This is a genomic window from Nocardia sp. A7 (assembly GCF_046549215.1).
Lineage (GTDB): Bacteria > Actinomycetota > Actinomycetes > Mycobacteriales > Mycobacteriaceae > Nocardia.
Genome location: NZ_JAJPWE010000001.1, coordinates 802,161 through 822,363, shown reverse-complemented (window position 1 = coordinate 822,363; position 20,203 = coordinate 802,161). Strand labels below are relative to the sequence as shown.

General features: G+C 67.1%; 15 protein-coding genes. 4 read left to right on the top strand and 11 right to left on the bottom strand.

What is annotated here, in order from left to right:
• Complete coding sequence (locus ACLJPD_RS03655) at window positions 1-1,740, top strand: N-acyl-D-amino-acid deacylase family protein (protein ID WP_410870276.1); 1,740 nt, start codon at window positions 1-3, stop codon at window positions 1,738-1,740.
• Window positions 1,741-1,841: 101 nt separating this feature from the next.
• The gene (locus tag ACLJPD_RS03650; protein WP_410870275.1) at window positions 1,842-2,180 is read left to right on the top strand and encodes a hypothetical protein; all 339 of its coding nucleotides are present in this window, start codon (window positions 1,842-1,844) and stop codon (window positions 2,178-2,180) included.
• An 80-nt stretch (window positions 2,181-2,260) separates the two neighbouring features.
• Here ACLJPD_RS03650 and ACLJPD_RS03645 read toward each other — a convergent pair whose 3' ends face one another.
• Genes ACLJPD_RS03645 through ACLJPD_RS03625 form a run of 5 tightly spaced genes read right to left on the bottom strand, consistent with a single transcriptional unit; the run spans window position 2,261 to window position 9,856 of the window.
• Window positions 2,261-2,944 carry a maleylpyruvate isomerase family mycothiol-dependent enzyme gene (locus ACLJPD_RS03645; protein WP_410870274.1) on the bottom strand — a complete coding sequence of 228 codons (684 nt, stop codon included), beginning with the start codon at window positions 2,942-2,944 and terminating at the stop codon, window positions 2,261-2,263.
• A 33-nt stretch (window positions 2,945-2,977) separates the two neighbouring features.
• Window positions 2,978-3,733, bottom strand: coding sequence for a respiratory nitrate reductase subunit gamma (narI, locus tag ACLJPD_RS03640; protein WP_410870273.1), 756 nt, complete (start codon window positions 3,731-3,733; stop codon window positions 2,978-2,980).
• Window positions 3,730-4,410: a nitrate reductase molybdenum cofactor assembly chaperone gene (gene narJ / locus ACLJPD_RS03635; RefSeq protein ID WP_410870272.1), complete on the bottom strand. Its 681-nt coding sequence runs from the start codon at window positions 4,408-4,410 to the stop codon at window positions 3,730-3,732. Before narJ ends, narI begins: the two co-directional genes overlap by 4 nt.
• A complete protein-coding gene (gene narH / locus ACLJPD_RS03630; RefSeq protein ID WP_410870271.1) occupies window positions 4,407-6,122 on the bottom strand; it encodes a nitrate reductase subunit beta in 1,716 nt (571 codons plus the stop codon). The genes narJ and narH overlap by 4 nt, the downstream gene beginning before the upstream one ends.
• Before the next feature lie 11 nt (window positions 6,123-6,133).
• Complete coding sequence (locus tag ACLJPD_RS03625) at window positions 6,134-9,856, bottom strand: nitrate reductase subunit alpha (RefSeq protein ID WP_410870270.1); 3,723 nt, start codon at window positions 9,854-9,856, stop codon at window positions 6,134-6,136.
• A gap of 677 nt (window positions 9,857-10,533) precedes the next feature.
• Here ACLJPD_RS03625 and ACLJPD_RS03620 point away from each other — a divergent pair.
• The gene (locus tag ACLJPD_RS03620) at window positions 10,534-11,346 is read left to right on the top strand and encodes a helix-turn-helix transcriptional regulator (protein ID WP_410870269.1); all 813 of its coding nucleotides are present in this window, start codon (window positions 10,534-10,536) and stop codon (window positions 11,344-11,346) included.
• Here ACLJPD_RS03620 and ACLJPD_RS03615 read toward each other — a convergent pair.
• A complete protein-coding gene (locus ACLJPD_RS03615) occupies window positions 11,343-12,176 on the bottom strand; it encodes an alpha/beta fold hydrolase (RefSeq protein WP_410870268.1) in 834 nt (277 codons plus the stop codon). The genes ACLJPD_RS03620 and ACLJPD_RS03615 overlap by 4 nt on opposite strands.
• Before the next feature lie 217 nt (window positions 12,177-12,393).
• Between ACLJPD_RS03615 and ACLJPD_RS03610 the strand changes: the two genes are divergently transcribed.
• Complete coding sequence (locus ACLJPD_RS03610) at window positions 12,394-13,299, top strand: hypothetical protein (protein ID WP_410870267.1); 906 nt, start codon at window positions 12,394-12,396, stop codon at window positions 13,297-13,299.
• Window positions 13,300-13,321: 22 nt separating this feature from the next.
• Here the strand turns inward: ACLJPD_RS03610 and ACLJPD_RS03605 are convergent, their stop codons facing one another.
• The 5 genes from ACLJPD_RS03605 to ACLJPD_RS03585 form a co-directional block, all read right to left on the bottom strand.
• Window positions 13,322-14,470: a hypothetical protein gene (locus ACLJPD_RS03605; protein WP_410870266.1), complete on the bottom strand. Its 1,149-nt coding sequence runs from the start codon at window positions 14,468-14,470 to the stop codon at window positions 13,322-13,324.
• Window positions 14,471-14,558: 88 nt separating this feature from the next.
• Window positions 14,559-15,254: an acireductone synthase gene (mtnC, locus tag ACLJPD_RS03600; RefSeq protein WP_410870265.1), complete on the bottom strand. Its 696-nt coding sequence runs from the start codon at window positions 15,252-15,254 to the stop codon at window positions 14,559-14,561.
• A complete protein-coding gene (locus tag ACLJPD_RS03595; protein WP_410870264.1) occupies window positions 15,251-15,820 on the bottom strand; it encodes a 1,2-dihydroxy-3-keto-5-methylthiopentene dioxygenase in 570 nt (189 codons plus the stop codon). Before ACLJPD_RS03595 ends, mtnC begins: the two co-directional genes overlap by 4 nt.
• A complete protein-coding gene (gene mtnA / locus ACLJPD_RS03590) occupies window positions 15,817-17,622 on the bottom strand; it encodes an S-methyl-5-thioribose-1-phosphate isomerase (protein ID WP_410870263.1) in 1,806 nt (601 codons plus the stop codon). Before mtnA ends, ACLJPD_RS03595 begins: the two co-directional genes overlap by 4 nt.
• An 84-nt stretch (window positions 17,623-17,706) precedes the next feature.
• The gene (locus ACLJPD_RS03585; protein ID WP_410870262.1) at window positions 17,707-20,049 is read right to left on the bottom strand and encodes an arylsulfatase; all 2,343 of its coding nucleotides are present in this window, start codon (window positions 20,047-20,049) and stop codon (window positions 17,707-17,709) included.
• Window positions 20,050-20,203: the final 154 nt, after the last annotated feature.

The following is a 20,203-nucleotide window of genomic DNA, read 5'->3' as shown; positions in this document are numbered from 1 at the left end:
ATGTTCGACAGCATCATCAAGGGTGGCCGTTGGTTCGACGGCACCGGTGCCCCGTCCGCGGTCCGCCACCTCGGCATCACCGACGGCAAAGTGGCACAGATCTCGGAGACCCCTCTCGACGAAACCGGTTGCGCCCGCGTCGTCGACGCGACCGGCAAATGGGTGGTCCCCGGCATGATCGACATCCACACCCACTACGACGTCGAGGTCCTGCTCGACCCTTCACTGTCGGAATCGGTACGCCACGGCGTCACGACGGTGCTGCTCGGTTCGTGCTCGCTGTCGACGGTGCACGTCGACGGTGAGGTCGCGGGCGACCTGTTCGGCCGCGTCGAGGCGATCCCGCGCCGGCACGTGGTGCGCGCGATCGAGGAGAACAAGAGCTGGCACAGCGCCGCCGAATACGCCGAGGCACTGGACGCACTGCCGCTCGGGCCGAACGTGGCGTCGTTCATCGGGCACTCCGACATCAGGGCCGCGGTCATGGGCCTGGACCGGGCCACCCGCAAGGAGATCAAACCGAGCGACGACGAGATCACCGCGATGGCGGCCAAGCTCACCGAGGCGCTCGACGCCGGGTTCCTCGGCATGTCCTCGCAGCGGCTGCTCTTCGACAAGCTCGACGGCGAGGTGTGCCGTTCGCGCACCCTGCCCTCGACGTATTCGACCAGGTCCGAGCGCGCCAGGCTCAACAAGATCCTGCGCTCGCGCGGGCGGGCGCTGCAGGGCGGACCCGATGTGAACCGGTCCGACACCATGATCGCGATGGCCGCGGGCAGCATCGGTCTGTTCCGCAAGCCGCTCAAGGTGAGCCTGCTCTCCGCAGCCGATATCAAGGCGATTCCCGGTGTGGCCAAGATCTTTCCGCTGATGGCCAAGGCCGTGAACGGTCTGCGGGGCGACTTCCGCTGGCAGCATCTGCCGGTGCCGTTCGAGGTGTACTCCGACGGTATCGACCTGCCCATTTTCGAGGAATTCGGTTCCGGCGCAGCCGCTTTGCACCTGTCCAACCACATCGACGACCAGCTGCACCTCATGCAGGACGAGGACTATCGGCGCGCGTTCCGCAAGGACTACGACAAGAAGTACGGCCCGCGCGTGTGGCACCGGGACTTCTTCGACGCCGACATCGTCGATTGCCCCGACCCCACCGTGATCGGCAAGACCTTCGGCCAGGTGGGTGTGGACCGCGGTGGCGTGCACCCCGTCGACGCCTTTCTCGACCTGGTCGTCGAGCACGGGTCCAAGCTGCGCTGGCGCACCACCATCTCCAACCACCGGCCCGAGGTGCTCAACACCCTCGCCGCCGATCCCGGTGTGCAGCTGGGCTTTTCGGATGCGGGCGCGCACCTGCGCAACATGGCCTTCTACAACTTCGGCCTGCGTCTGCTGCGGCGGGTCGCCGATGCCGAGCGCGCCGGGAAGCCGTTCATGACCATCGAGCACGCGGTGCACCGCATCACCGGTGAACTGGCGGACTGGTACGGCATCGACGCCGGTCACCTGCGCGTCGGTGACCGTGCCGACGCGGTCGTCATCGACCCGGCGCACCTCGACGACACTCTCGACGCCTACGCGGAGAACCCGATCCCCGAGTTCGACAACCTCTCGCGCATGGTCAACCGCAACGACGAAACGGTCACCGCGGTCTTCGTCGCAGGACGGTACGTCTTCGGTGACGGCACCTCGGACGCCGCACTCGGCACCGAGCGCACCGGCCGCTTCCTGCGCGCGAACTGACAGTGCCGACCGCCCATCGCACCGCCCGCGCGGGTCGGTGGGCGGTCTTCTCGTCTCGATCTGCGACAGTCATTCGACGCACATCAGCGAGAGGACTCGACATGTCGGACGAGAAGCGGATCGCCTGGGGCAAACCCCGCCACCCCACCGACGCCGACCGCGACGCGCTACGGCAGGACCTGCTCACCCGTGCCCGCGCGGTGCGCAGCGACGGCTGGGCCGACCATCGCACCGAGTGGTCGGCCGGGCAGGTCGCGGTTGTCGCCTACGTGCTCGGCGATGCCGAGGTGCTGGCCGAGTGCGAGGAGAACGAGGGGACGGTCCTGAGCCGGTACGCCGCCGACCTGTTCGGATTCATCAAGGGACGTAAGGACATCGAGGCTGGCTTGGTCGGCACGCAGGAGTGGTTCGAGACCGTGCGCAAGGCGCTGGGCCCCTAGTCGGAGCGGTTTGCACGAGCGGTGCAGACCTGTCGTTCGCGGCTCCGGCTCCGGTCGCGGCGGATTCCGCGCTGATGTTGTCAGGCCGTCGCGCTGGTGTGGTGCGCGAGGATGCGGTCGCGCAGGGTCGAGGCGCCGAGTCCGGTGAGGTCATCGCAGTAGGCGTCCCGCCCGGCCATCGCCATGGTGAGCGCGATCGTGGTCCCGCTGACCAGCGGCCCGGTGCCCGTGGCGAACGGTCCGTCGGTGGCTTCGAGGCGAAGTCCGTCGATGAGGGTGCGGCCGGGGACGGTGAAGTCGCGGCTCGCGAAGAACTCGGCGACAGCGGTGGTGGCCTCGACCGACGGCGTGTGGCTCAGGCCGAGTGGTCGGCGGATGTCCTGGGCGTGGACGATGACCTCACCGAGCCAGGCCGCCGTGGGACCGGGGGCCGAGGTGGTGCTGGGGATGATCGCCCGGAACCGTGCGAGAGTCTCGGCAGGCGTCCTCCCGAGATGCTCGGCCTTGCGTCGTTCGTTGTGTTCGTCGAAGTCGAAGCGGGCGCCGAGAACACTGGCCACCCAGCGCACCCGGCCGACGCTCGCCGCGGCCGTGAGATGGGCGAGCACATCCTCGACAGTCCAGGATCCGCACAGCGACCCTCGGCCCCACTGCTCGGCGTCGAGGTCGGCGAGGTCGTCGGCCAGGGCGGCGCGCTCGGCGTGCGCCATCGCCCACAGCGCGGCACGGCCGCGATCAGCAGAACCTACGGGCTGGTCAGGCATGGAACCTCGATTCGGGGCACGGGCGATCGCAGATTACCAGCGGTCGGGGGTGACCGGGGCGTCCCAGGCCTTGGCGAAGCGGGTCTTGTCCTTGGCGTCGACTTCCTTGCGGCGGTAGACGATGTAGGGGCGGGTGAGGTAGCCGATGGGGGCGCTGAACATGTGGACCAGGCGGGTGTAGGGCCAGGCCGCTACCAGGGCCAGGACGACGAGGCCGTGGAGCTGGAAGGTCCAGGGGACGCCGACCATCAGGCCCGGTTCTGGGTTGATCGAGAACAGGCTGCGGAACCAGGGGGAGACAGTGGTGCGGTAGTTGTAGGTGCCCCACAGCAGGTTGGATCCCCAGGTGTTGAGCAGGCCGGTGACCAGGGCCAAGGTCAGCAGCGTGTACATCATGACGTCGTTGCGGCTGGTGTTCTTGCGCACGGCGGGGATGGCGATGCGGCGGTAGCACAGGATGGCGACGCCGAGCACGACCATGAGCCCGGCGACGGAACCCGCACCGACCGCGACGATGTGATAGGCGTGCTCGGAGATGCCGATCGCGGCGGTCCAGGACGCGGGGATCAGCAGTCCCATCACATGCCCGCCGAACACCCCGAGCATCCCGAAGTGGAACAGCGGGCTGCCCAGCTGCAGCAGCTTGGACTCGTAGATCTGCGAGGACCGGGTGGTCCAGCCGAACTGATCGAAGCGGTAGCGCCAGATATGGCCGAGCACAAAGGAAGTCGCGGCGATGTAGGGCAGGATCAGCCACAGGCCTTCGGGCAGGGGGATGGTTGCGTTCATCGGCGGCCTTCTGTTGCTTCGAAGAGGGCGGGGTCCATGGCGAAGGGTTCGAGGCCGACCTCTTCCTCGGGCGGACCCTGGGCTGCGAGTTCGGCGATGCGTCTGCGGTCGGCGGTGGTGACCGGGGGCAAGGTGGTGAGGACCGCGCCGAGAACGCCGCTGTAGGGAGAGTTGTTGTCGCCCAGCGACAATCGCAGTAGTTCCATCACCGGCACGTGCTCGCCGAGCAGGCGTTCGCCGCCGATCGGGTCGACGGTGGCGGCGAATTCCAGCAGCACCGGCAGGTGGTCGGGCAGTTCCTCGTCGCCGAGCTCTACGCCGGCCTGCCGGTAGGCGTGCTTGAACCGCAGCAGCGCCATCCCGCGTTTGCGCGTGTCGCCGAAGGCGTAGAACGTCAGGTGCAGGCTGGCGCGGCGTCGCATGTCGAAGGTCTCGACGTAGCTCTGGGCCACCTCGATCGCCGGGGTATCGCGCAGGTAGGCGAGTATCTCGGCGAAGTGCGTCTGCACCTGCTCGGGCAATTGTGCTGCGGCATCGGACAATTGCTCGAGCATGCCCAGGGTCTGCTCGCCCGGGTAGTCGAGCAGTAGCGCGGCCAGCCGCCACACGACCCTGCGGTCGTGCTCGGGCATCGCCGTCACCGGTTCGGGCCGTTTGCGAATGGAGAGCAGACTCATGGCGCGACACCGCTCACGGGTGAGTCGGCGACGGCAGCGCCGTTGCTGCCGTTGCCGTTACCGGCGCCGTTGCCGTTACCGGCGCCGTTGCCGTTACCGGCGCCGTTGCCGGTACTCCCGTTGCCGTTCGTGGTCGGCACGAGTCCGCTGGTGCTGCGCCCATCCCAGTTGAGCAGGTTGATCCGGCCCGACTTCTCCTCCGGCGCGGCCTGATTGGGGTCCGACAGCGAGAACTTCTCGACCACCTGGTCGAACGCGGTCATGCCGGGTCCGCCGTCGGTGTCGAGACTGCACCCGGTGGCCAGCGAATCCAGTTCGTGCGCCTTGGAAGTCGCGCCCGTCGGGATCACGTACCGGTGTTCGTACTTGGCGATGGCGAGCAGCCGGTACATCGCCTCGATCTCCTCGGGCTCGAGACCGATCGACGGCGCGATATCGGCTTCGGGTTCCTCGCCGAGGTTCACCGAACGCATGAACGCCCGCATGCCCGCCAACCGCTGCAACGACGAGCGCACCGGCCCGACCTCACCGGCGGTGAACAGTTCGGCCAGGTATTCCACCGGAATACGCAGCGCGTCGATGGCGCCGAACAGGTTGCGCGCGTCTTCGCCGTCGTGACCGGTCTCGGTGAGCACATCCACCACCGGCGACAGCGGCGGCACATACCAAACCATCGGCATGGTGCGATATTCCGGGTGCAGCGGCAGCGCCAACTGGTAGTCGACGATCAGCTTGTAGACCGGCGAATCCTGGGCGGCCTGAATCCATTCCGGCGAGATGCCCGCCTTCTCGGCTTCGGCGATCACGCGCTCGTCGTGCGGGTTGAGGAACACGCCGAGTTGGGAGGTGTAGAGATCCTGCGGATCGGTGACCTGAGCCGCTTCGAGCACCGCGTCGGCGTCGTAGAGCATCACCCCGATGTAGCGCAGCCGCCCGACACAGGTCTCCGAACACACGGTCGGGATACCGACCTCCACGCGCGGGTAGCAGAAAGTGCACTTCTCCGCCTTGCCCGTCTTGTGGTTGAAGTAGATCTTCTTGTACGGGCAGCCGGTGATGCACTGCCGCCAACCACGGCATTTGTCCTGGTCGACGAGCACGATGCCGTCTTCCTCGCGCTTGTAGATCGCGCCGGAGGGACACGCCGCGGCGCACGAGGGATTCAAGCAGTGCTCGCAGATGCGCGGCAGGTAGAACATGAAGGTCTCTTCGAACTCCAGTTTCACCTTGGTCTCGAGCTTACCGAGGATGGGGTCCTTGCCGACCTGCTCGGGACCCGAACCCAGGTCGTCGTCCCAGTTCGCACCCCAGGTGACCTTGGTGTCCGCGCCGGTGATCAGCGATTTGGGGCGCGCGACCGGGGTGGTGTCCATGGGCGGTGACGACAGCAGGTTGTCGTAGTCGTAGCTCCACGGCTCGTAGTAGTCGTCGACCGTGGGCAGGTCGGGATTGGCGAAGATGTTCATCAGGCGCTTGAACCGCGAGCCCGACTTCAGGGTCAGCTTGCCGCGCTTGTTGAGCGTCCAGCCACCCTTCCACTTCTCCTGGTCCTCGTACTGGCGCGGATACCCTTGCCCCGGACGGGTTTCCACATTGTTGAACCAGACGTACTCGGTGCCGCCACGGTTGGTCCACGCCTGCTTGCAGGTGACCGAGCAGGTGTGGCAGCCGATGCACTTGTCCAGGTTCATGACCATCGCAAGTTGAGCCATTACGCGCATGGTTAGTACTCCACTTCTTGCGATCGGCGGCGAATAGTGGTGACCTCGTCACGCTGGTTTCCGGTGGGGCCGTGGTAGTTCAGGGCGAAGGACTGCTGGGCGTAGCCGCCGATCAGGTGCGAGGGCTTGATCAGCACCCGGGTGAGCGCATTGTGGATACCGCCGCGCTTGCCCTTGGCTTCGGCGGTGGTGTCCTGGGCGCCTTCGATGCGCGGCACGTCGACCGCGCGGTCCTGGGCGTGGTACATGAAGACCGTGCCCTCGGGCATGCGATGCGAGACGATCGCGCGGGCCACGACAACGCCGTTGCGGTTGATCGCCTCGATCCAATCGTTGTCTGCCACCCCGATCTTCTCGGCGTCGATGTCCGACATCCAGATCGTCTGACCGCCGCGCGAGAGCGTCAGCATGTGCAGGTTGTCCTGGTAGGCCGAGTGGATCGACCACTTGGAGTGCGGGGTCAGGTAGCGCACGGTGAGCCCGTTGCCGCTCACGTTGCCGATGCTCGGCTCCGCGAACAGCGCCGACATGTCCAGCGGCGGACGGAAGATCGGTAGTTGCTCGCCGAGTTCGATCATCCAGTCGTGGTCGAGGTAGAAGTGCTGGCGACCGGTGAGGGTGTGCCACGGCTTGAGCCGCTCGACATTGATGGTGAACGGCGAGTACCGGCGACCACCGGACTCGCTGCCCGACCATTCCGGCGAGGTGATCACCGGAACGGGTCGTGCCTGGGTATCGGCGAACGTGATCCGTTTGCCCTCGGCCTCTTTGGCGAGGTCGGCCAACTCGGTACCGGTGCGACGTTCCAGTGCCTCGAACCCTTCGACCGCCAGGCGACCGTTGGTGGTGCCCGACAGCGACAGAATGGCCTCGGCGGAGTGGGTGTCCTTGGCCAGCGAGGGCCGACCCGCCGCGATGCCGGAGACGATGGTGCCGTTCTGCCCGGCCAGGTACGCCACCTCCGCCTCGGGGAAGGTGGTGACGCCCTTGGTCGTCAGACCCAGCTTCTCCACCAGCGGCCCGAGCGCGGCCAGCTTCTCCGCGATCTTGGTGTAGTCGCGTTCGATCTCCACGATCTTGGGCATGGTCTTGCCCGGAATCGGTTCGCACTCACCGGCTTTCCAGTCCAGCACCTTGCCCCCGGCCTGGGCGAGCGCATCGGGGGAGTCGTGCTGTAGCGGCACCGCGACGATGTCCTTGCGGGTGCCCAAGTGCTTTTCGGCAAGCCAGGAGAAACCGCGCGCGATCCGGTGGAACGCCTCGAAGTCGGTCTTGGCCTCCCATGGCGGGGAGATGGCGGGGGAGAACGCGTGCACGAAGGGATGCATGTCGGTGGAGGACAGGTCGTGCTTCTCGTACCAGGTGGCGGCGGGGAGCACGATGTCGGCGAACAGCGTGGTGCTGGTCATCCGGAAGTCCAGTGCGAGCAGCAGATCCAGCTTGCCCTCGGCGCCTTCCTCGCGCCATTCCAGTTCCTGCGGGCGCACGCCGGTCGCGTCGGTGGTCTGGAGATTGGATCCGCAGCCGAGCAGATGCTTCTGGAAGTATTCGTTGCCCTTGCCCGAGGAGCCGAGCAGGTTCGCGCGCCACACAGTGAGCACGCGCGGGAAGTTCTCCGGTGCGTCGGGGTCTTCGCAGGCGAAGCGCAGGTCGCCGGATTTCAAACCGTCGACGACGTGCTCGGCCGGGGTCTTGCCCGCCTCGGCGGCCTCGTCGGCCAGGTCGAGCGGGTTGCGGTTGAAGGTCGGGTAGCTGGGCATCCAGCCGAGACGACTCGCCAGGGCGATGTTGTCGGCGGCGGTGCGACCGGCGAACGTGCCCTTGCCCAGCGGCGACGCGAACGAGTCCGAGGTGAAGGGGTCGTAGCGCCACTGATCGTTGGTGAGGTACCAGAACACGGTGCCCTGCATCTGGCGCGGCGGTCGCTGCCAGTCCGACGCGGAAGCCAAAGTCGCCCAACCGGTTACGGGACGGCACTTCTCCTGGCCGACGTAGTGGGCCCAGCCGCCACCGTTCTTGCCCTGACAGCCGGTGAGCAGCGTCAAGGTGAAGAAGGCGCGGTAGATCTGATCGGAGTGGAACCAGTGGTTGGTGCCCGCGCCCATCAGGATCATCGAGCGACCGCCGGAACGCTCAGCGTTGTCGGCGAATTCGCGGCCGATACGGGCGGCCTGCACGGCGGGGACGCCGGTGATGGCCTCCTGCCAGGCCGGGGTGTACGGCGACGAGGCGTCGTCGTAGCCCTTGGCCCACTCACCCGGCAGACCGTCACGGCCGACGCCGTACTGCGCGAGCAACAGGTCGAACACGGTGGTAACCCGCTTGCCCGCGACGATTTTCGTCGGCACGCCACGGATGATCGACCCGGCGACATCGGTGTCGAAACGCGGCAGCGCGATCGTGACCGGTGCGTCGTCGGAGTGACCGAGCAGGGTGAGCAGCGGGTCGACACCCTCGAGGTCGAGATTCCACTTGCCCGCGTCGGCCTCGCCGAAGCGGTGACCGAGAGAACCGTTGGGCACCACGGGATTTCCGGCCTGGTCGAGCAGAACCGGCTTGTGCTCGACGCCTTCGCCGGTGTGGCCCAGGTCCGCGGCGGTGAGGAACTTGCCGGGAAGCGCTGCTTCTTGTCCTCCGGAGTCCTGATCGGCCGCCTCGTCGAGGCAGATCAGGTACGGCAGATCGGTGTAGGACTTGATGTAGTCGGTGAACATCGGAGTCTGCTTCTCGATGAAGAACTCCTTGAGCACCACGTGCCCCATCGACATCGCCAGTGCCGCATCGGTTCCCGGCCGCGCGGCCACCCATTCGTCGGCGAACTTGGTGTTGTCGGCGTAGTCGGGGGAGACCACCACGACCTTCTGGCCGCGGTAGCGCGCCTCGGTCATGTAGTGCGCGTCGGGGGTTCGGGTCACCGGGACGTTGGAGCCCCACATGATGAGGTAGCCCGCGTCGAACCAGTCGGCCGACTCCGGCACATCGGTCTGGTCGCCGAACACCTGCGGCGAGGCCACCGGCAGATCGGCGTACCAGTCGTAGAACGAGAGCATGTAGCCGCCGATCAGCGACACGAAACGCGCGCCGGTGGCATGGCTGACCATCGACATCGCGGGGATCGGCGAGAAGCCGGCCACGCGGTCGGGTCCGTACTGCTTGATCGTGTAAACATGTGCGGCAGCGGCGATTTCGGCGGCTTCCCACCATTCGGCGCGCACGAACCCACCCTTGCCGCGCGCCATCTTGTAGGCCTTGGCCTTGACCGGGTCCTCGACGATGGACTCCCACGCCAGCACCGGGTCCTTGAGCTCGGTCTTGGCCTTGCGGTACAGGTCGAGCAGCGTGCCACGCACATATGGGTAGCGCACGCGGGCCGGGGAGTAGGTGTACCAGGAGAACGAGGCGCCACGGGGGCAGCCGCGCGGCTCGTACTCGGGCTTGTCCGAGCCCACCGACGGGTAGTCGGTCTGCTGGGACTCCCAGGTGATCACGCCGTCCTTGACGTAGATCTTCCAGGAGCACGAGCCGGTGCAGTTCACGCCGTGGGTGGAGCGCACCACCTTGTCGTGCGACCAGCGGTCGCGGTAGAACTCGTCGGCATCGCGGCCGCCGACCTTGTGCACCGATCGGTTGTCGGCCGACACCTCACCCCGCTGGAAGTACTTACCGAGGTTCAGCAATGTGTCGCCGAAATCGGGCGACGGACCTTGCGTGCGCGAATTAACCACGACGCCCCCTTCGAGTGCGTGAAATCGGGCTGTTGGGGAAAACTGTAAGGAGGCCGACTCCTTCGGCAAAACGAACTTTTCACATCCGGATTCGGGCCCCGGTGAGCTGTGAGGTCGGCGCAATGTCGTGGTCACGGGGCAGGTGCGTGGTGGTTGCCGCGATCAGCGGCTCACCAGGGTGAACGAGCCGCGAGCTGGCCGAACGCGGTGATCGAGTGGTGCGCTCGGCGGGCGACGGTGATGCTTCGGAAACGACGGGTTCTCCCGCGGTTTACATTTGTTTACACATCCGGTGTGCCCGCTGAACAGCGCTGATGTGACGCCACACACATCTATGGTCCGACCGCGTCGGTAGCGGACGCGGTGATCGAGTCGTCGGCGGTGGCGGCGCGGGCTCGTCGGCAACCGGACGCGGTGAACGTCGACCGGCGGCGTGGGCGTCCGCGGCGAGAGTGGTTCCGGTCGGGCGGCCGTGGCCGAGCCGCGCGGAATCTTATAGCACTCCTGAACGGAAAGATTTGAAATCCTTTTAATTCGGTTCAGCGCACCGAATTTCGTGATCGAACGAACAGTTGCCGAACGTTAACTACCCAAATGGCGCGGCGCCAATATAAAGAAACGGCATCTTTTCCGGTCGGCGGATGGTTCGGGGTTGAATAGTCGTCCAGGATGGGCCCGTGCAGACAGGGAGGGATGGGGTGCTACCGAAGCCATCGATCGACGGGCCCGACGGGCCACCGAAACCGCCGACACTCGGCGGGTTGCTTCGGCGACTTCGCGACGATCGGCGGATTTCGAGGGAGAAACTCGCCTTCGCGGCGGGGGTGAGCTCGAGTTACATCACGCATCTGGAGAGCGGGGACCGCGACCGGCCGACGCGTGCGGTGATCGACGCGCTCGTGCGCTACCTGCACCGGATCGCACCGGTGAGCGATATCGAGCGCAGGCATCTGTTCGATCTGGCCGGTCTCGCCCCGGTGGACAATCCGACCGTCGACGATCTGCGCGCCGAGATCAGTGCCGAGATGCGTCGGACATTGTCGCTGCAGGAACCCGATCTGGCGGCCTATGTGGACACGCGCTGGAATGTGCTCGCGGGCAACGAATCCTATGATCGCGCGTTTCCCGGTCTGGTCTCCGACGTCAATATTCTGCGCTGGTTCTTCGGCAATCCGCTCTCGCGCAAGGTGATGGTGGAATGGGAGAAGGAGTCCGCGCTCACCGTGCACTGGTTGCGCGGGCTGATCGGCCAGCAGGGCGGCGGTGAGTGGGCAGGCGAGTTGCTCGACGAACTGGCGCAATACCGCGACTTCCGTCGTATCTGGGACGACGGCGACACCGTATACGGCCGCGAGCACACCGCCATGCGGCTGTGTGATCTGCACACCGGCGAGTACTACACCGTGGACGTGCAGCTGTTCCGGCTCGACTCCGTCGCCCATCCCGGCCGCATCCAGTACTACCTGGGCGTTCGTGGTCCCGACCACTAGATCCCGGCGACCGCCACCGAATCGGTCACCGATGGCGCGCAGGCCGTGACCAGATCCGCCAGCGCCGCGGCCACCTGCTGGGGATGGGTCAGCGCGCAGCCATGGCCCGCACCTGCCACCGTGCGCACATCGCTCGCGCCCGGCAGTCCGGCCGCCAGCCGTGCGCACTTGTCGACGGTGCTGCTGTGATCGTGTTCGCCGCGCAGCACGAGAGCGGGCACGCTGATCTCGCCGAGCCGCCCGTTGACCGAGTCGCGGCCGATCAGGCAGGCGGCCGCCGGGCGGATCGCGGTGCGATCGGCGGCCAGCCAGCGGGTGATCCACCGCTGCCAGATCCGCGGGTCGGTGCCACCGATCAATCGCGGCGCGAGTTCTTGCGCCAGCGGCCGCAACGCGCCGGTACCGCACCATTCGTCGAAGAAGTTCTCGTAATAGGCCTCGTCGTCCCTGGTGCACGCGTCGGACTCGGTATCGAGCAGCGCCAGCCCGGTGACTCGTTCAGGGGCGAGCAAGGCCATGCGCAATACCGCGTAACCGCCCTGGCTCATGCCGCCGACAACGGCGCGCTCGATGCCGAGTGCGTCGAGTACCGCCAGACCGTCGGTGGCCAGATCCCAGTAGTCGAAGCGTGGGTTGTCGCCGTAGCCGGTGCGGCCGTGACCGCGGGCATCCCAGGCGACGACATTGATGTCGGTGTGCGCCAGGGCATTTCGGATCGGGTCGAACATGGATTCGTCCATGAGGAATCCATGAGCGAGCAACAGCGTCGGACCGTGGCCCGCATCGGTGCGGAAATGGATGTTCACAGAATCGGAGTGCACGAAGGGCATGTTCGGAACATACAAGCGGATCAGTCGATTTCGCCCGGATGCGGACCGATTGCGGGGCCGCCTGTTCGGTGCAGTGCCGGTCCTGTGAATTCACTGGCGAGTGTATGTCCCTCGCTGGGGGGAATTATTTGTGCGCGCCCTGTGGACATGTCTGTTCATGGCGGATTGGATAGGAGAGCAGACGATATTCGGGCTCGAATCGAAATCGGGGACAGTGATGAGGGTGACGGAACAGGGGCAGGACGCCCATATAAGTCTGGCGGCCGCGGGCGACAGTGTGTCGGCGACCTTCGCGGTCTGCGACGCGGAGGGCAGGGCGATCTGGTACGGCCCGTTCATCGCCGCCGACCCCGACCATCCGCGCGGCGACCAGCTCGCCGCCGCGATGGCAGCCGCGGGCCGCGCGATCTGGCTGGCGGGGCGAGCCCGCGAGGACACCGGGGTGGCGAAGGTGACCTTGCACCTGTCGGTGAGCGAGGAAGGACTCGACGCCGTCACCCTGGCGTGCACCGCGTCGATGGCCGGTCTGGCGCTGGAACTGGTTGTCACCGAGGACAACCCGGCACTGGATTGGTGCCAGGCGTTCGGCAGGCTCGACTGGTCGGCGGGCCCGTTGACCGATCTCGTCGATCCGGAGGTGCCACCGACGATGCCGGCACTCCGGGCGATCACCGGCGGCCTCGACCAGCAGACCGAACCACAGGAAAGGCTCGACATGCACGAACCAGCACTCGATCCCTCGATGGAACTGCGCTCGGCACTGGAAAGTCTGCTGCTGCACGACGCCGTCGGCATGGACGCCACGATGCGCCACGCCGTCGCGGCCATCGTCCACCTGACCGTGGACACACCACACGGACCGCCCACGGACGCGGAGGAATTCCTCGGCCGATTCGACGCCTCGTGGTTGGTGGCGTCGTGGCTGGGCCACGACACCGAGCTGTCGCTGATCGCCACCCTGTGCGCGGGTGACATTCCGGCGCTGTCGTGGTGCGAGCTGATGTTCACCACGACCTTGGCACCGTGGTCGACCAGCCCCGTCGCGGTGCACGCGCGACGGGTGTTTCGCGAGGGCGCGGGGCAGTCGGCGGGCTCGGCGGAATTGCGCGCGGTCGGAAGGTGAATCGCCCGGACCTCGGCGAGTCCTAGCGCTCGACGACGGTGACACCGAGTTCGCGTAACCGGGGAAGGACTTCCGCGGGAAACAGAGCTCTCGGAAGGATCAGCGGTGTGGTGCCGTAGTGCACGACCGCGCAGTCCGCGCGCAGGACGACCTTGGGGACGAGCGAATACGGCGCGCGCAGCATGAACGTTGACCCCGCCAGGACGACCGCGTCGGTGCCGAACTGCGCCGCGAGGCCGCTCGCCACCGGCAGCATTCCCTGATACTGGCGCAACGCGTTCTCCGACGGCCGACGCATCCAGAACCAAATCGTCAGCGCGCCGAGGGAGACGAAGAGCAGCGCCGTCAGCGCACCGGGAACCCCGTATTCCAGTCCGCCGAACGCTCCGGCCTCGGCCAGCAGGAAAGCGATGGCGAGCAGACCCTGGACCCGCCGCCACGGCTCGAGGCGTCGCGCGACGGTGAGGCGGCGGGCGGTATCGGCGGCGATCACCGTGTGCACTTGGGGATGTGGGAGTCGAGGAAAAGGTGGCAACGCGGACGGGCGGGTGGTGGGCTGGTGATCGACGAGCCGGCGTAGTTGCGCGAGCAGCGCGTCGGGGAACAGCGGTCGCGGTAGGGCGAGGTGTCGATTGTCGAAACTCAGGGTGACGATGTGGCGGGTGGCGCCGATGGAACGGATGCGGTCGTAGCCGATCCGGCTGCGCGACGAAGCCTCCGCCAAGTCGAGGGCGTCCGCGCCGAGCGTGATGGCGCAGCTGCCCGTCGTGACATCGGACCGGGACAGGCTCCGGAACTGGCGGTGGAGCGAGAAATACGTGACGGCCACCACATACACGACGACCGCACCGTTGCCCACCACCATCGATGCCCAAGGCAGGCCAAGCCAGAGCAGCACGATCGTGGTCGTAGGCACTGCGATCGCGAGGAAGATCCCGATGGATCGTGGCGCCGCCCGCAGCGCGTTGTGTCGGGCGAGCTGCGCTGCTGTGCCCGGCGTCAGTGCGAAGGATGCGTCCGGGGCGTCCAGGCCTGGGATCTCCGGTGCGAGCTGGTCGAACGCGTCGATGTCGGACTCTGCGACGGTCGGCGGCATCGACTGGACGAGTGGCGGTGTCGGCGGATCTGTCTGCTGCGGGGCGGAGTCGAGGCTTGGCCCCTGGTCGTTCATGGAGGCAGACTAATCGGTCGTTGACTGGGTCGCAGGACGAGGACCGCGGTGCTCGATCACGTCGAATCGACGGCGCTGCCGGGATGGGTCATCGGTGGGGTCGGCCGACCTCGATGTCGGCGAAGGAGCTCACCCAACGATGGGGTGGGCGTGGGGGGTTGGGTTCGCCGGGGCGGTGGACGCCGATGGCTTGCCAGCCCGCGGTGACGGCAGCATCGAGTTCGTCGGGGTGGTCGGAGAGGAACAGGATTTCCGGTGCGGGGACGCCGATGCGGGCGGCGATGGAATCGTAGGAGGAGGGCTCGCGTTTGGGGCCTGCGCTCACCAGGTCGAAGTGGTCGATGATGAGGTCGGACAGGTCGCCTGCGTCGGCGAAGGTGAACCAATCGCGTTGATTGCGTTCGGATCCCGAGGAATAGACGTACAGCCCGAAGCCGTTGGCGTGCCAGGCTTTCAGTGCGGGTGACACGTCGTCGAAGAAGCGGCCGTGCAGGGCGCCCGCGCGGAAACCCTGCGCGCAGATCGCACCCTGGGCAGTCTTGAGTGGCTCGGCTTTGACGTCGGATTCCAGCCAGCCGCAGAGGATTTCGGCGACACGGTCGGTGTCCGCGTCGGGTTCACCGGCGAGTTCTCTGGTGGCCGCAATCACCGAATCAGCTGTGCCGTCGTGGTTTTCAACCAGCCACGCGGGTAGGTGGGCGCGGGTGTAGCCGTAGAGGTCGGTGCGGACCGCGTCGGTGGGGCTGGTGGTGCCCTCGATGTCGAGGACGATCGCGCGGGTCATGCGAGCAGTTCGTCGAGTGTCGGGAAGCCTGCGCTGATCTTGTCGCCGGTGAAGTCGCCGACCCAGCCGTCGGCCTCCTCGAAGAAGCGCAGGGCGATGAAGTCGGGGGTGGTGCCCATGTCGAACCAGTGCAGGGTGCCCGCGGGGACCGAGAGCAGGTCGCCCGCTTCGCAGACCGTCGCGAGCACGGCGTCGCCCACGTGCAGGTAGAAGCAGCCGCGGCCGGCGGCGAAGAAACGCACCTCGTCCTCGGCGTGGCGGTGCTCGTCGAGGAACTTCGCGCGTGCACCGGCGGCGACGGCAGGCCACTCCGGGTTGTCGGCGTCGGGGTGGATGCGGGCGACATCGATGTGCTGGTAGCGGCCCGAGGCGTTGAGTTCGGCGATCTGCGGGCCGTAGTGGGCGAGCAGGGCATCGGAGGCGGTGACCGCGGCGTCGGCGAGAACGTCCCAGTGCGAGTAGGCGATACCGTGCCGGGCCAGCTCGGTGCCGATCTCGGCGGGGTCGCTGGTGCGCACCCGGACGTCGGCGGCGTTGTCAGCGGCCATCACTTGCAGCAGGGTCATGTCGGTCCGATCTCGAGGGGCATGGCGTCGGTGCGCCCGGTGCGGGCGATCAACTCGCACAGGGCTTCCAGGCATTCGGCGCGGTCACGCGCCTGAGCAAGAGTGTCACCCCAGGTGGTGATCCCGTGTCCGGTGATGAACAGAATCGGTGGGGCATCGGGGTTTTCGCGCAGATGGGTTTCGATGTCGGCGCCGATCCGCGCGACCTGCTGCCAGTTCGGGAACACCGGGATCACGACCGTCGACGGATCGGCCAGACCGAAACCCTTGAGCAGTTCGAAACCGCTGATCCGCAGAGGGATCACCGCGTCACCGGGTCGCGCGGAAGTGGTTGCCAGCGCGGTGGCGAACGGGGAGTGCACGTGCACGACCGCACCGGCCGGGCGGGTGCGGTAGACGGCGGTGTGAATGCTGGTCTCCGCGGACGGTTTCCGGGTCTGGCCCGGACGCGGCGTGGTGTCGGCGATCGCGACGAGCACCGTATCGTCGGCGCTCAGTTCACCTTTGGACAATCCGCTGGCGGTGATCAGCGCGTCGTCGCCACGGCCGGGTTCGGTTTGCTCGATCCGCACCGAGATATTGCCCGCCGTGCCAGGCATCCACCCCCGGTCATAGAGCTGGCGTGCGGTCGCGGCGATCGCCCGACCTTGTTCGGCGAAAGCCCGCGCGCCGTACCCGTGCACTCGCACAGTGGGCGGAACTGTTCGGCCATGGGTGTCGAAGGAATCCGAATTGCGGTAGACCACACCGTTTTCCGTGACCACGGCGGTGACGAGGTCGGTCGGTGTCACGTCGAAGGCCGGGTTGAACACCGCGGTGTTCGCCGGTGCGGTCGCGACCCCGCCGAATCCGGTGACCTCGGCAGCGGTCCGCTGTTCCACCACGATCTGCGCGCCGGTCGCCATCGCGGTGTCGCGGGTGGATTCCGGGGCGACCACGATGAACGGGATGCCGTGGTGGCGGGCGGCCAGCGCGAGGGAGAAGGTGCCGATCTTGTTGGCGACGTCGCCGTTGGCGGTGATCCGGTCCGCGCCGACCAGTACCGCGTCCACCTGACCGGTCGCCATCGCCCAGGCGGCGGCGGAGTCGATGGTCAGCCGGTGCGGGATGCCCGCCTCGGCCAGCTCCCATGCGGTGAGTCGGGCGCCCTGTAGCAGTGGGCGGGTCTCGTCGACGATCACGTCCGCGACGGCGCCGCGCTCGTGCAGCACCCGCATCGCGCCGATCGCGGTGCCCACCGCACTGGTGGCAAGGCGGCCGGTGTTGCAGTGGGTGAGCAGTCGTAGCGGCTGCGCGCCACAGAGATGTTGCACCAGGTCAGCGGCGTGGGTGGCGGCGGCCAGGTTGACTCGCCCGTCCTCGGCGAGCATGTCGAGGGTCTCGGCCAGCACCGCGTCGGCACCGTCGGCGATCCGGCCACGCACCCGGTCGACCGCCCACGCCAGATTGACCGCCGTCGGCCGAGCCGCGGCGATTCGATCGGCCTCGGCCTGCACCGCGGCCACATCGACCACGCCACCGGTCCGAATGACTGCTTCGTCGACAACGCCCTCGGCCGACTCGTCGAGCACACCGTCCGGCGCGCGTGTCGGGTCGTGGCGAGTGTGTGCCCGGGTCGCGATCACCACACCGAAAGCGCCAGCGATACCGATCGCCGGGGCCCCGCGGATGGCGAGGGTGGTGATCGCGTCGATGATCTCGTCGACGGTACGCAGACGCAGTTCCCGCACCTCGTGCGGCAGTCCGCGCTGGTCGATGGTGACGAGCGCACCGTCGTCCCAGGTCAGGGAACTGTCGTCCATCCGCGGTCCTCACTGCGTGGCAATTCTGGCTGGTAAACGGTATCCGACCTGGTAGGAGCTCGGTCTCCGGGGCAGCTCGGTCCGTCACTCCGCGGCGTACTCGGCCTCCCGTTCCACCGCGTCGATCGTGCGCTGTGGCACCTGGATCGGTCCGGGCGTATAAGTGATAGCCCGCAGCACGCCGGTATAGCGGAACGGTCCCCGGCGCTCGCGCAGTTCCCACGAGACCGGACCGCGCGCGTCGACACCCACCGAGATCCCGGTCCACGGCGCCATGCCGACGAGCTGCACCTGGTCGGTGAGCTCGGTGAGTGGGGTGCCGTCCACCTCGATCACGAAGTCCCAGCGCAGACGTGGTCGGACCGTGGCGCGCACGGTGATCTCCCGCGCCCCGACCGGCAGCGGCGCTCCCGTCGACGCGTAGCGCCCGTAACTGTTCACACCGAGCACCACCTCGCCGTCCTCGATATAGAGCAGATATCCGCCGAGCGGATCGCCGTGAGCGACCAACACCCCCTCGTCGCCGAGTTGATAGCCGGTCTCCGGCCGGTCCGCCGGTGACGCGGCGGCGGTCAGGTCGGCGGTGATGGTGAAGTCGCGGAAGGCGATGAGGCGTTGGGAGCGGTAGCGCTCCAGGGTGGGCGTGCCGGGCAGGAGTCGGACCGGAGCGGCGAAACGGGCCTCTTCCGGGCGACGGCGAAACAGGTCGGCGCGGGTCAGCAGCGGGAAAACAGTGTTGGCCCAGGCTGATTCGTCCCAGGCGGCAGCGAGTTCGGCAGCCTTGTCAGGGTATTGCGCCGAAAGGTCGTGTAGTTCGGTGGGATCGGCGCGCACGTCGAACAGCTGCCAGTTCGGTGCGTCGATGTCGGCATCGGAATCGTGCAGTGACAGCAGCTTCCAGCCGTCACGGTAGAAGCCACGGTGGCCGGTCATCTCGGAGTACTGCTCGGTGTGCCGCGTCGGCGCTGTCCGGTCGCGCAGCAGCTCGGCCGCGGAGACGCCGTCGAAGTCCTTGGCGGGCAAACCGTTACGCACCGTCGGGCGATCCAACCCCGCCAACTCGAGCAGGGTCGGCGCGAGATCGGTGACATAGGCGTACTCGTGGCGGATGCCGGAATCGGTGTCGGCGCGCGGCAACCCCTTCGGCCATGACACCACCAGCGGCACCCGCACACCGCCCGCGAAGGTCTGCCCCTTGTAGAACCGGAACGGTGTATTGGATGCCTGACCCCACCCACGCGGGTAGTGCACGCCCAGCTTCGCGGTGCCGATCAGGTCCTCGTCGTGCGGGACATCGCCCACCCAGTCGGGATCGTCGACGTGGGCGAACTCGGCGAAGTAGGAGCGGGTGCCCTCCGGCCCGCCCTCGGCGGTGCCGCCGTTGTCGGAGGTGAACACGATGATGGTGTTGTCGAGTTCGCCGAGGTCATCGAGCAGGTCGACGATACGGCCCAGGCTCTGGTCGATGCTGTCGACCATGCCCGCGTACACCTCCATGTACTTCGCGTAGCGCCGCTGTTCGTCAGCCGACAGCGAATCCCATTCCGCCGCTTCGTAACCCGGCTCGGTGTTGCGTGGCTTCTGTTCGGTACCCGGCGGGAACAAGCCCTCGGCCAGCTGCTCGGCGAAGCGCCGCCTGCGCAGTTCGTCCCAGCCCTGCGCGTAGCGACCGCGATACTTGGCCTGGTCCTCGGCCTTGGCCTGGAGTGGTCCGTGCATCGCGACGTGGGCGAAGTACAGGAAGAACGGCTTCTGCGCGTCGTGCGCGCGCAGGTCCTTGATGTAGGACAGCGCCTTGTCGGTGAGATCGTCGGTGAGGTAGTAGCCCGCCGGATATTCCTCGACATCCACCACCGAGCTGTCCGATACCAGCTGGTTGGGGTGGTAGAAGGAGTTCAAACCCTCCAAAGACCCGTAGTAGCGGTCGAATCCACGGTTGGTCGGCCAGGAGTCCCGATGGGCCGACGGGTTCATCGTGGCATCGCGCACCAGATGCCATTTGCCCACCGCATAGGTGGCATATCCGTTGCCGCGCAGGATCTCCGGGAGCGTGAGCACATCGTCGGCCAGTTCGAGGCGCAGGCCGGGATAGCCGGGATCGGCATTGGCGACGAAGCCGAAACCCGCACGGTGGGAATTGATCCCGGTCAGCAGCGCCGCGCGCGACGGCGAGCACAGCGGCGTCGTGTGGTAGTTCGAGAGGCGAACGCCCGTGGCCGCGAGACGATCCAGGGTGGGCGTCTCGATCTCCGAGCCGAACGGGCCGATATCGCTGTAGCCCATGTCGTCGACGAGCACGACAACGATGTTCGGCGCACCGGCGGGCGCGGTGGGCGGATAGGTCCAATCGGGGGTCGACTGCGCCGACGTGCGACCGGCCGAGCCGCCGAAGGATTCGTAACCGCGAGCATGGGGTGGAACAGGCATTCCCGCAGTAAAGGCCACATATCCGCTGGTCACCAGGGTTAAGTGCACGGTGCGTCGAATCGGTGACCGGTGCGGCGCAACTTGTTAGCGTCACTGCCTGCCCTTCCCCTGTGGTGCGCTGTGCACCCTCCTCGGCCCGCCGCGCGGGCCGATG